Genomic DNA, 12,477 nt, shown 5'->3' with positions numbered 1-12,477 from the left:
TCTTCACGAACTGCAAAAGATAATTATTAATAAATGACGCAATAACACGACTTGATTTAACGGAAATCAATTCATCTTTTGTAAATTCGGTCTATCAACAGGATTTTAGTCACAAAACAAAAGATATGAATGACGTAGTAAAACCCAAGCGAATTGGGATATTGACCGCGGGAGGCGACTGTCCCGGGCTTAACGCTGCTATCAGAGGAGTTGGAAAAACCGCCATAGTGGAGTACGGAATGGAGGTACTCGGATTTCATGCAGGTTATTCAGGGCTTATAAGTGGGAAATATAACGTGCTTAAAGAATCGGCCTTATCGGGTATTCTCACACTGGGAGGAACAATTTTGGGCACTTCACGCGAAAAGCCGTTTAAAATGGCGAAAAACGGCGATAACCTTAAACCCGAAAAAATTAAAAAGAATTATGCAAAACTTGGGCTCGATGCCGTGGTTTGTATTGGCGGTAACGGAACCATGAAGACGGCATCGTTGCTGGCTCAGGAAGGATTGAACGTGGTTGGCATCCCAAAAACAATCGATAACGACGTTTGGGGAACCGACGTTACTTTTGGATTCGATTCTGCAGTTCAGATCGCAACCGATGCAATCGACCGGCTGCATACCACTGCCAACTCGCACCAGCGGGTAATGATCATCGAAATAATGGGGCACCATGCAGGTTGGCTGGCACTTTATTCAGGTTTGGCAGGCGGCGGCGATATCATTCTTTTACCCGAATTGGAATACAATATCCGCTCGGTTTGCAAAAAAATTGAAAGCCGCTACGAGGACAATAAACCATACTCCATCGTGGTAGTTGCCGAGGGCATCGAACATCCGAAAGATAAATCAGCTGCTTCGCACATTGCCGAAGCCATTCAAACTTACACCGGTATAGAAACACGCGAAACGGTTTTGGGATATATTCAACGTGGCGGATCGCCTACTCCTATGGACAGGATTCTGGCCACGCGTTACGGCTCGTTTGCTACACAATGTATTGCAGAAGGAAATTTCGGAACCATGGTTGCCATTAAAGACAATGAACTTACAACAGTACCTCTGGAGGAAGTAGGAGGAAAACTTCGACTGGTTGAATCGGACCATGGACTCATTCAAAAAGCCCGAAAAATGGGTGTTTCGTTTGGCGACGAGTTTCTTTAACAGTTAATAGTCAATAGTAAAACTTATGATATCAGCGTTCTTCGGATTACCGGGGAACGCTTTTTTTACACCCATCCTCTTATCCTTCCCTGCTCCCAAGGAAGGACGATTGGCCAGTGAATCTTTGCAAATTCGATCTATTAATGAGTTGAACATTGCGGGATTTGGAGACTAAACGTTTCTCAATTCGAAAACTACCCTTTATACACATATTTGCGAGGTTCTGCTCCATTTTCGTCCGGAACAATCGTTCAGCTTCGATCAGCCTTCTTCGCCGGACGAGGTACATCATGCTATTGTAACCCAGGCCGCCGTAATTCTTTGAATTACTTTGGCCTGGGCTAAAATACAACGCACTTTCAGTGCTGTTTTTTTAAATCTCGAAAGCAAGTTTTGCCAATTGTAGGGCTGAAAGTCCTTAATCATTCAGCCCCGGGCAGAACGCCCCCGAACATTCGGGGTGAGTGCCGCCCGGGGTTAATGATCCTACAAAATCGGCGCAATTGCGGCAAAGCATTGAAAAGGTGCACTATAATGCGCCGAATTTCTGGAGGAGATCAAAATCGCTCATTCCTTGTATTGGTGTATAAAGGGTAGATTCGAGAAGGGAGATCCGCCCTGATGAACTTTTCGGACGGGTACTGGACAGAGGGTAAGTAATCTACAAATCGTAATTACTTCTATTCCTGCTGACTAATTCAATATTGGGATGCAATTTTATAAGGGTAGATGCACCACTTTCTTGGTTTCGAAGAAGGGCTCGTTAAAGTAAGCTGAAAGGTCCTGCACGTAAACCCGTTTCCCGAACGGCTTGAGTTCCTCTTTCAGATCACCGCCTTTCAGGTATAAAATACCGTTGGGAAGTGGATTGATTTGTTTTTTTGAAATGTTAAAGTTGATCCACTGTACAAATTCGGGCAAACGAGTAACGGCGCGACTGACAACAAAATCGTATTTGTCGCGGAGTTGTTCAGCGCGAACCTGTTCGGCAGTAAGGTTTTCCAAACCAAGTGCTTCGGCTACATTTTTTACCACCTTTATTTTTTTGCCGATCGAATCGACCAGGTGAAACTGTACATCAGGAAACATAATGGCCAGCGGAATTCCGGGAAATCCCCCACCCGTTCCAACATCCAGGATGCGGCTTCCTTTTGTAAACCGTGTAAATTTGGCAATGCCCAGCGAATGCAGCACATGGCGCTCGTAAAACTCGGCAAAATCTTTACGCGAAATCACGTTAATTTGTGCATTCCATTCGGCATACAAAGGTTGCAGCTTACCAAACAATTCTATTTGCTTTTCACTTAATCCGGGGAAGTATTTCAGAATAATTTCCATTTACACCTTAGTCTTTTGGATTGATCTCGGTACTTTCAATCATTTTAAACAACATCTCGCGCGCCCTGAATAACTGCGCTTTAACGGTACCGAGCGGCAAATCTAAGGTTTTTGCAATTTCTTCGTACGAAAATTCTTTAAAATAACGCAACTCTACCAACACCTGGTAGCGCGGCTTAAGTTTTCGAACCACATTTCGCAGCAATATCGCTTTTTGTTTCCGGATCAGTTTTTCTTCGGGATTGGGTTCCTTCGATTTTAATTTAATCGAATCGGTATTCTCATTCTCCTCCTTGTCTTCAATCGACACATGAACTCCCTTCTTTTTCCGAAGGAAATCGATGCAGTTGTTCGAGGCAATTTTAAACAACCAGGTACTAAAAGCGTAGGTTGGCGAATATTGATGAAGGCTTTTAAAGGCTTTTCCGAATGCTTCGAGTGTGAGGTCTTCGGCATCGCTGCGGTTGTTCACCATTTTTAGCAGCATAAAGTAAATGGCATCCTTGTATTTGTTTAACAACCGGGCAAAAGCTTTTTCGTCACCTTGCAAGGCCGACTTTACAAGTTCGTAGTCCTGACGGGCTTTTTCCGAAAGTATTAAACCTTTATCTTCCATTTCTGTTACGGCTTTGCTGCTTAAAATGCCACCTGTAAACCAGCTTAAAATAAGGCATCAACAGACCGTATACTAACGAAGATATGAATATTTTACGTTCATTCAAACGATTTTGAACGATTTTAATTATGATTAAGTGAGCCAGTAATTTCACACCGGCTAACACAACAATAAACAACCATAGTTCGAAAAAATACACCAATACAAAAACCAGAAAAGGCAAATAGAGCATTTCAGTAACGGCTTCAAAAGCCAGCATAAAACGCTTCCAGGCCGGCAAATAACGCTCAATTCGTTCACTTCTTTTTATCAGGTTGAGGAAATCATCCTTTTCGGTAGGAATGTCGATTGTCAGCCGGGTAGTCTCGTTGAAAAGAACAGTAGTCTCCTTTTTCGTGATGAATTTATTGATAAGTAATTCAAGATTTGCATATGCTTCCCTCGTTTTTTGTCCGTAGCCGCCAAGCTTAAAATATTCCTGGCGTTTGAAAGCCACATTGTCTTCGAAATAAACAAAAGGAATTCCATTGCGAATAAAACCGGCACTTTTTACCTGCTGCATGAACATCTCAATGCGGCAAAGCAGGTTGTAAAATCCAGTTTTAGGTTTGATTCCGGTATAGCCCAAAAGCAATTTTCGATTTTGCGATGTGGTGTTGTAAGCAAAACCACTAAGCCAGTCGTTGCCGGCACCGGCGCCCGAAATAGGGAATTGCAACACCCAGTCGTATTGTGCTGCTTTTAAAGCAATATTCTGAGCCAGTTTAACCGAAAAACGTGTTTCTTCATTTAACGACGAAATTCGGAAATGAGGATAACGGTGCTTAAACGCCCCCAACACGGTGAACGTATTATCGAGCGAATAATCGTCAACAGCTATAACTTCATATTTTACATTATTAATCTCGAGCAGTTGTGGCAAAACTCTTCGCAAATTTTCTTCCTCGTTCCTGACCGTGGTAAATACAGAAATGGGCTGGGCGGCTTTTTCGTTGGCAATAACAACCTTTCTGCTTTTGAAAAGCTGCCTGCCAGTAAAAAACAACAGATAATACATCCTGAAGACAAGGAGAAAAAGAAAAATCCCGATCAGGATCCACTCCCCGGCATTCAGTTCTTGCAGTTTATCTAAAATGTTGTGATTCATTCAGGACGAAAATCAATTTTGAGATCTTTTTAGCTGTAGGCAAATGTGGTAAATAAAAAATGAAAGAATGGATTTGAAGGTGCTAATTTTATTTACATCAATTAGTTTTTATTAACAAGCCGCAGTTCCATACAGCCCGGTTGTTTTCGAGTTAATTGGCTATATTTGCGCATCAATTTTGGGTATATGGATTTTCAGTTACAAAAATCAGCTACTGACTCGCGTGCAAGAGCCGGCAAAATAACCACCGATCACGGTACGATCGAAACACCCATTTTTATGCCCGTGGGGACTGCCGGTTCGGTAAAAGGCATTCATACCCGCGACATAAAGGAGGACATTAAAGCTGAAGTTATTCTTGGCAACACCTATCATTTATACTTGCGCCCCGGGCTCGATGTAATTGAAAAAGCCGGCGGCCTGCACAAATTCAACCGCTGGGACAAACCAATTTTGACCGACAGCGGCGGCTTCCAGGTATTTTCGCTGGGCGACCTGCGCAAATTGTCGGAGGAAGGCGCACGGTTTCAGTCGCACATCGACGGTTCGTACCACCTGTTCACACCCGAAAACGTAATGGATATTCAGCGAACGATCGGTGCCGATATCATTATGGCTTTCGACGAATGCACACCCGGTGGAGCCGATTACGATTATGCAAAAAAATCGCTGGAACTTACGCAGCGCTGGCTCGATCGTTGTTTTGTTCGCTTTACCAGCACCGAACCAAAATATGGTTACAAGCAAACTTTGTTCCCCATTGTTCAGGGTAATACATTTGCTGATTTAAGAAGACAAGCCGTGGCGCATGTAAAAACTTTCAATGCCGATGGTTATGCGATTGGTGGTTTATCGGTAGGCGAAACCGAAGAAGAAATGTATGAAATGACGGAAGTAGTTACCACCGATTTACCCGAAGATAAACCGCGCTACCTGATGGGAGTTGGTACACCTGTAAACATCCTCGAAGGTATTCACCGCGGAATTGATATGTTCGATTGTGTAATGCCCACACGAAACGGACGCAACGGTATGCTTTTCACTTCGGAGGGGATCATCAATATCCGAAATAAAAAATGGGAAAACGACCACAGCCCGATCGATGAAAACGGAACATCGTTTGTCGACCAGTATTCTAAAGCTTATCTTCGGCACCTGATTATTTCGAAAGAAATGCTGGGCGCCCAGATTGCCAGCCAGCACAACCTGGCTTTTTATCTGTGGCTGGTAAAAGCAGCCCGCGAAAAAATACTAAACGGCGATTTTGTGAGTTGGAAAAACGAGATGGTCATTAAACTAAAAAACAGATTGTAACAGCATGAAGTGGTATAAAACCATAGACTTTTACATTACAAAGAAATACCTGGGAACTTTCTTTTATGCCATCGCACTGATTCTGAGCATTGCCATAGTTTTCGATATTTCGGAAAACCTCGACGAGTTTATCTCCAAAGATATTCCGACGCGCGACATCGTGATGGATTATTACATGAACTTCATCCCTTATTTTGGTAACCTGTTCAGCCCGTTGTTTACATTTATTGCCGTTATTTATTTTACTTCGAAGATGGCCTATAACACCGAGATTATTGCCATTTTGAGCAGCGGTGTTTCCTATTCCCGGCTAATGCGGCCTTACATGGTTTCGGCTACGATAATTACCTTGTTGTCTTTTTTCCTTGGCAATTTTATTATTCCACCGGCAAATAATACGATGATCAATTTTAAGGAGAAGTACATCAAATCGCGTACAACCGGAACGGAAAGAAATGTCCACCGGCAAATTGAACCGGGTGTTTACATTTACCTTCAAAGTTTTACCGAAAACAATATCGGATACCGTTTTACACTCGAACGTTTCGATGGCGCCAAACTTACAGAAAAGCTTACTGCACAAAATATCCGCTGGGATGAAGAAACCGACAAATGGATCATCAACTCTTACTGGAAACGAATAATTCACGATGATTACGAGGAGTTGGAGAATGGTTACCACATGGACACAACATTGAATATGTCGCCAAAAGATTTCATGGTACTGAAAGATGAGATGGAAACCTACAAAACTCCCGAACTCATTAAGGAAATTGAACTGATGAAAATGCGGGGCGTAAACTATGTGGAGTGGGAAATCGAAAAACACAAGCGAATGGCCAATCCATTTTCCACTTTTATTCTTACCATTATCGGCGTCAGCCTGGCCTCACGAAAAGTAAAAGGTGGTCTCGGATTTCACCTCGGGCTAGGCCTGCTACTGGCTTTCTCTTACATTTTATTCATGCAAATCTCTACGGTGTTTGCCGTCAGCGGATCAACGCCACCATTCGTGGCCGTTTGGATACCAAATTTAATGTACGCAGTGATTGCCGTCTTTCTTTATCGTTGGGCAGCGCGCTAATCTGGTTTCTGTCAGTGCTGGATTTGAACTTCCTGCGAAGAACTTTTCAAACAAAGAATCCTATAATTCGAATGAAATGTATCCATGTTCCTTAAAATTCGTAACACATAAATGCATTTAAGAATGGCAACCGGAAAAAATTATAATTTTGCCAGCACGTAATTTTAAAATACCCAGCTATCACGGGTAAACTTATAACTAAAAAAATACTTTATGTCACTAAGAAGTAACGTACTCGATCTTCGTAAAAGAAAGAAAGAAGTACAAAAAGGTGGTGGAGATAAAGCCATTGAGAAACAAGTTGCAATGGGGAAAATGACCGCAAGGGAACGTATCCTGGCATTGCTCGATAAAAACTCATTTCACGAATACGACCTGTTCGTAGAACACGCGGCTAAAGATTTTGGCATGGAAGGTAAAACCTTGCATGGCGACGGTGTTATCATCGGTACAGGTACCATTTACGACAAACCGGTTTGTATTTTTGCCCAGGACTTTACCGTGGCAGGTGGTTCGCTTGGACTGATGCATGCCCGTAAAATCACCAAGATTATGGACCATGCTCTGAAAATGAGAGTTCCGTTAATTGGTATCAACGACTCGGGTGGTGCACGTATTCAGGAAGGTGTTAACTCGCTTGCAGGTTACGGAGAGATCTTCTTCCGTAATACCCTGGCCTCGGGAGTTATTCCACAAATCTCAGTAATATTGGGGCCTTGCGCAGGTGGCGCTGTTTATTCACCGGCACTAACCGACTTTGTTTTCGTGGTTGAAAACATTTCGAAAATGTTTATCACCGGACCATCAGTGGTAAAATCGGTTTTAGGTGAAGAAGTTACAATGGAAGAATTAGGTGGTGCTAAAGTGCACGCCGAAGTTACCGGTAATGCACACTTTTATGCTGAAACCGAAATGGAATGCTTTGACCAGATAAAAACACTGATCAGTTTTATTCCACGTAGTAACCTGAAAAAAGCGCTTGCTCACAAACCAAAAGCACCACTAAAAGGCGCAAAAGTTGAAGACATTGTTCCGGCTGATCCAAGAATTCCTTACGACATGCGTGATGTTATTAAAAGCATTACCGATGGTTCTGAATTCTTTGAAATTATGGAACGTTTTGCTCCGAACATCATTATTGGATTTGGGCGCATGAATGGTGAAACAGTAGGCTTTGTTGCCAACCAGCCTATGGTATTGGCAGGAGTACTGGATATTGACAGTTCAGATAAAGCAGCACGTTTTATCCGTTACTGCGATGCATTCAATATTCCGATTGTTACCCTTGAAGACCTTCCTGGCTACTTGCCTGGAGTTGACCAAGAACATGCCGGAGTAATCCGTCACGGAGCAAAAATTCTTTATGCCTACAGTGAAGCTACTGTGCCAAAAGTTACAGTAATTATCCGCAAGGCATACGGTGGTGGTTACATTGCCATGAACTCGCGTCACTTACGTGCCGACTTTGTGTTTGCATGGCCTACTGCCGAAATTGCTGTTATGGGACCTGAAGGTGCCGCCAATATTGTTTTCCGCAAGGAAATTTCGGAAGCTGAAAATCCTGAGGAAATGCGTCAGCAGAAAATTCAGGAATACAAAGAGAAATTTGCGAATCCTTATGTTGCAGCAGCGCAGGGTTACATCGACGAAGTGATCGAACCAAGTGAAACACGCTCACGTATTTTACACGCACTGCAGGTTTCTGAGAATAAAACTGCTTCAATGCCAGCTAAAAAGCACGGTATTCCTCCGTTTTAACAGATCAACTTATAGTTATGGCAGAAGAAAAAGAATTAAAAAACCTGATTATTCAGGGGGCGATATACAAAACACAATACACCTGGAAATTTGAAAACAGGGTAAATTATGAAACTCCAAACGAGAACATGATTTATTCGTTCATTCCGGGAACGATTGTCGATATTTTTGTGAAGACCAATCAAAAAGTAAAAGAAGGCGAAACGCTGTTACTGCTGGAAGCCATGAAAATGGAAAACCAGGTTCGTATGCCTTTCGACGGGCAGATCGTTAAGATCTACGTTAAAAAGGATGAAGTAATTCCGAAACGCCACTTAATGCTTGAGATAAAGAAAGCATAAGCTGAATACTGATATGAAAAAAAACCGCGCATGAACCATGTGCGGTTTTTTTTGTGAATTTATTTTTAGCTTTGAACATGCTTCACCCAGTAAAAAGAGGAGTTATCCTGACCGTTATTTTTGTAGCCCTTTCATTGCTGTTAAACGCTCAAGTAGAGACCAATCCTTGCAGAAAATCGACTGAGGGAACAGAGTTTTGGTTTGGGTTTATGGAAAGTCGCAACTACACAGGCAATCACCATGTTGAAATTACAGTTACAGCCCGCGAAGCAACAACTTTCATAATCACTGTTGGTCCCGACGAAATTCCTTTTCAGGGCACTTTTTCTGTTGCCGCAAATAATTCACAACAAGTCGTAATACCCTGGGACATTGTCGAGGCGCTTGGGTCGGAGGAAGTTGAAAACAAAGGGATTCATTTAGTGTCGGAAAAACCCGTGAATTTATATGCCTTGAACTACGATCGCAATTCAGCAGATGTTGCTGTTATCTATCCTATAGAATCGTTAGGAAAAGAGTATTTCGCGATGTGTTACGATCCCGATGTTGACCTAAATAATTCGCAAACGGGAAATGGAAGAAACAGCGAGTTTTTATTAGTTGCTTCTGAAGATTCCACAACAATTCACATAACCCCTTCAAAAGTGACAGATAAGCTGCAACCAAAGGATTCCACATTCTGTATTACATTAAACAAAGGCCAGGTTTACCAGGTACAATCGGAAAACGAAGCGAATTTACCGGGGCAGGGAGATCTAACAAGCAGCCATATTATTGCCGACAAGCCCATTGCCTTCTATTCAGGCTCGCTTAGTACCCGGGTACCGGTTGGTGAATGTTGCTGGGATCATCTTTACGAACAAATTCCGCCCATTCAGGCGTGGGGAAAAGAATATTATGCCGTTCCTTTGAAATCGAGAGAACAAGACCGTTACCGAATAATGGCAGCGCAAGATCAAACAACGGTTTACATCACAGGTCTAGACCCCATTGAATTAAATGCCGGTGAATTTAAAGAGTTGGTATTTTTCTATAACGAACCCAAAAGAATTTTTGGAGACAAACCCATATTGGTTGCCCAGTTTAGTCAGTCGAGAGATGTTGATCGAAACTATACAAACGGCAATGGCGACCCATTTATGATCATTCTCAGTTCGACCACCCAGGCAAAAAACGATGTAACGTTTGTTGCGTATAACTCAAATCAAATTGCTAGCTATTATGTAAATATTGTTAGCCTAACTGAAGAAGTTGGCAATATTCGGTTCGATGGCGCTCCAATTGCTAGTGAATTTCAGGCTTTTCCTGAAAGTGAATATTCTTTTACCCAGAAAAATATATCCCCTGGAAATCACCGGATTGAAAACCTGAACCAGGACCGTGGCTTTTTGGCATATGTTTACGGATATGGCGGGGTCGAGTCATATGGATATGGTGTTGGTTTTAACCTGAACCTGGTACTCGATTTAGGCGAAAGCATTAATTTTAATGGCGATACGCTCCTTCTCTGCTACGGAGAATCAAGGACCCTGGATGCAGGACCATATTTCGACACCTATAAATGGAATACTGGCGATACAACGCAACAACTTACAATCACCGAGGGCGGAAAGTACCAGGTTAAAACCACAACTATTGACGGTTGCGAACTGGAAGATTCTATTTTTGTATTTGTGAGCCATCCTCAGGTTGATCTGGGAATTGAATACGATGAAGGTTGCGAACCATACGCAATTGAACTGAACGGAAACGATGGATTCGAAAAATACGTCTGGCAGAACGAAAATAACGAAACAATATCCACAAGCCAATATTTTACAGCCAACTCAACAGGTGAATACCGCATAACTGCCTACAATGAATACAATTGCCCTGCACGAGATACTATGAACCTGGTTGTTTTTCCTGTTCCAAATGTACAAATCGAAGGGATTGAATTAAACTGTGGAACAAAAAAGGCCAGTTTAACAGTTAGTATCACCGATGCACCAGAATCGCTTTGGGACTATGATGGCAGCTTCGCCTGGAGTTCAAATACCGGTAGCATAATTTTTACAAATGAAGCACACCAAACCACTAACATTGAAACAACTGAATGGGGCGAATTTGAAATTTATTACGAATTAAGAACTCTCGATGGTTGTGCCAAATACGACACCTTCCGAATAATTTTTCAACCAACTCCCACCTCCGATTTTATTTTTGTTGATGATCCAAATGATAAATGCAAGGGTTACTCCAGAGAAGTAAAATACAACGGAAACGCAACCCAGGCAGCAAATTATTATTGGGATTTTGGTGGTGCAAAACTGTTGGATTCGATAAGTTGGGACCACTTTATTGTTTCTGTTGGTGCCTATAACTCTGCACCCTATTTATCGCTCTTTGTTGAAGAGAATGGTTGTTGGAGCGATACAACATCATCTTTATTAGGTGCTAATCCTGACTTTGTTCTGGAAACGGGTAAAGCAAGAGGCTGCGATTCGGTAAACGTACTTTTTAAAGGAGACTTGAAGATTGAAGATGCACTCCTTTTTGAATGGGACTTTGGCGATGGATCTCCAATAAACAACCAACAACAGGTAGAACATTTCTATTCGCAAACAGGATTCTACGATGTAAGCCTCACCATTACAAATACGTTATCCGGTTGTCAGATAGGCTATCAAATCGACAGTATGATTAAAGTATTTCCTACACCAATAGCCGAAATTACAGCAGACCCTTCAATATGCTACCCCGACTCAGTCGAACTTATTTACACCAACACCATCGATTCGTCGTTTTGCACCTGGGATTTCGAAGGTGGACATCAGTCAGGGCTCGGCAACGATTCGATCGTCATGATTCTTGACAATGCAACGGCAAAAGCGGTGCTCACAGTAAATGAATACGGATGCACAAGTTTACCCGCTGAAATTACTTTAAAAAGGTTACCTCACTTCGATTTCGCCACCGATAACGAAGAAGGCTGCCAACCCTATACCACAGAAATTTTTGCTTCTGGCGACGACGAAGATTTATACTTTACCTGGGTAAACGATTCTGTACCTAACCCTGTCGGGGATGCTGCAATTTATTTCTTCCCCGATTCAGGAAGAGCAGATATTACATTAATTGCAGCATCGCAGCAGACAGGATGTGTTGATACACTTACCAAGAAAGACTGGATTTGGGTACATCCAAAACCCCTTGCAGCCTTCGATGTTGATTATCCGGTTGCATTGCTCGAACATTCGACCATAACTTTTACCAACGAATCTGAAAATGCCAAATATTATCTTTGGGATTTCGACGATGAGTTTACTTCCGTTGAAAAAAACCCGTCGCATACATATACTGAATTAGGAGAATTCTACCCGCAACTTATTGTGGAATCAGAATATGCCTGTAAGGATACTTCGACAATTCTGATAAAAATATTGCCTTTTTCAGTATTTACACCTAATGCATTCAGGCCCGACAGCGAAATTCCGGAGAACCGAACATTTATGCCCCTTGGAGTCGGTGCCGACGATCATCGATTTAATCTAAAGATATTCGACCGCTGGGGGCAGATCGTTTTTGAGACCAATTCACCACACGATGCTTGGGACGGAACTGACAAAAACGGTAATAAGGCCCCAATGGGTAATTATGTTTGGATTTCAAATTATTTTGATATTCAAGGCTTTGAACATGAACAAAAGGGACAAGTTGTACTGGTAAGGTAA

9 protein-coding genes are annotated in these 12,477 nt (G+C 42.3%); 6 read left to right on the top strand and 3 right to left on the bottom strand.

The window, feature by feature from the left end; translation table 11 throughout:
- The first annotated feature begins 125 nt into the window (after positions 1 to 125).
- Entirely contained in the window at positions 126 to 1,166 is a 1,041-nt protein-coding gene (locus tag HFD85_RS18005; protein WP_167613058.1) for an ATP-dependent 6-phosphofructokinase, read from the top strand.
- 717 nt (positions 1,167 to 1,883) lie between these two features.
- Here the strand turns inward: HFD85_RS18005 and rsmG are convergent.
- From rsmG to HFD85_RS17990, 3 genes are read right to left on the bottom strand one after another with little or no spacing between them, the layout of a single operon-like run.
- Positions 1,884 to 2,504: a 16S rRNA (guanine(527)-N(7))-methyltransferase RsmG gene (rsmG, locus tag HFD85_RS18000; protein ID WP_167613056.1), complete on the bottom strand. Its 621-nt coding sequence runs from the start codon at positions 2,502 to 2,504 to the stop codon at positions 1,884 to 1,886.
- Positions 2,505 to 2,511: 7 nt separating this feature from the next.
- Positions 2,512 to 3,120 (bottom strand): RNA polymerase sigma factor, encoded by a 609-nt coding sequence (locus HFD85_RS17995; RefSeq protein ID WP_167613054.1) that lies wholly within the window; start codon positions 3,118 to 3,120, stop codon positions 2,512 to 2,514.
- A complete protein-coding gene (locus HFD85_RS17990; protein ID WP_167613052.1) occupies positions 3,110 to 4,267 on the bottom strand; it encodes a glycosyltransferase in 1,158 nt (385 codons plus the stop codon). The genes HFD85_RS17995 and HFD85_RS17990 overlap by 11 nt, the downstream gene beginning before the upstream one ends.
- Before the next feature lie 186 nt (positions 4,268 to 4,453).
- On the opposite strand from HFD85_RS17990, the gene tgt reads away from it, so the two are divergent.
- The 5 genes from tgt (at position 4,454) to HFD85_RS17965 (ending at position 12,477) form a co-directional block, all read left to right on the top strand.
- The gene (tgt, locus tag HFD85_RS17985; RefSeq protein ID WP_167613050.1) at positions 4,454 to 5,581 is read left to right on the top strand and encodes a tRNA guanosine(34) transglycosylase Tgt; all 1,128 of its coding nucleotides are present in this window, start codon (positions 4,454 to 4,456) and stop codon (positions 5,579 to 5,581) included.
- Between the two features lie 4 nt (positions 5,582 to 5,585).
- Positions 5,586 to 6,665 carry an LptF/LptG family permease gene (locus HFD85_RS17980; protein WP_167613048.1) on the top strand — a complete coding sequence of 360 codons (1,080 nt, stop codon included), beginning with the start codon at positions 5,586 to 5,588 and terminating at the stop codon, positions 6,663 to 6,665.
- 213 nt (positions 6,666 to 6,878) lie between these two features.
- A complete protein-coding gene (locus tag HFD85_RS17975) occupies positions 6,879 to 8,423 on the top strand; it encodes an acyl-CoA carboxylase subunit beta (RefSeq protein ID WP_167613046.1) in 1,545 nt (514 codons plus the stop codon).
- A gap of 17 nt (positions 8,424 to 8,440) precedes the next feature.
- The gene (locus HFD85_RS17970; RefSeq protein ID WP_167613044.1) at positions 8,441 to 8,764 is read left to right on the top strand and encodes an acyl-CoA carboxylase biotin carboxyl carrier protein subunit; all 324 of its coding nucleotides are present in this window, start codon (positions 8,441 to 8,443) and stop codon (positions 8,762 to 8,764) included.
- Positions 8,765 to 8,841: 77 nt separating this feature from the next.
- Positions 8,842 to 12,477 (top strand): PKD domain-containing protein, encoded by a 3,636-nt coding sequence (locus HFD85_RS17965; RefSeq protein ID WP_167613042.1) that lies wholly within the window; start codon positions 8,842 to 8,844, stop codon positions 12,475 to 12,477.

This window comes from Maribellus sediminis, from assembly GCF_011799805.1.
In the GTDB taxonomy this organism is placed as follows: Bacteria; Bacteroidota; Bacteroidia; order Bacteroidales; family Prolixibacteraceae; genus Draconibacterium; species Draconibacterium sediminis_A.
The sequence above is the reverse complement of the archived record's forward strand: the minus strand, read 5'-3'. Positions and strand labels throughout refer to the sequence as shown.

Bases quoted from the DNA above. Each gene is read 5' to 3' on its own strand.
- HFD85_RS17990 (WP_167613052.1), bottom strand. From the start codon at position 4,267: ATGAATCACAACATTTTAGATAAACTGCAAGAACTGAATGCCGGGGAG.
- HFD85_RS17980 (WP_167613048.1), top strand. From the start codon at position 5,586: ATGAAGTGGTATAAAACCATAGACTTTTACATTACAAAGAAATACCTG.
- HFD85_RS17970 (WP_167613044.1), top strand. From the start codon at position 8,441: ATGGCAGAAGAAAAAGAATTAAAAAACCTGATTATTCAGGGGGCGATA.
- rsmG (WP_167613056.1), bottom strand. From the start codon at position 2,504: ATGGAAATTATTCTGAAATACTTCCCCGGATTAAGTGAAAAGCAAATA.
- HFD85_RS17995 (WP_167613054.1), bottom strand. From the start codon at position 3,120: ATGGAAGATAAAGGTTTAATACTTTCGGAAAAAGCCCGTCAGGACTAC.
- HFD85_RS17965 (WP_167613042.1), top strand. From the start codon at position 8,842: ATGCTTCACCCAGTAAAAAGAGGAGTTATCCTGACCGTTATTTTTGTA.
- HFD85_RS18005 (WP_167613058.1), top strand. From the start codon at position 126: ATGAATGACGTAGTAAAACCCAAGCGAATTGGGATATTGACCGCGGGA.
- tgt (WP_167613050.1), top strand. From the start codon at position 4,454: ATGGATTTTCAGTTACAAAAATCAGCTACTGACTCGCGTGCAAGAGCC.
- HFD85_RS17975 (WP_167613046.1), top strand. From the start codon at position 6,879: ATGTCACTAAGAAGTAACGTACTCGATCTTCGTAAAAGAAAGAAAGAA.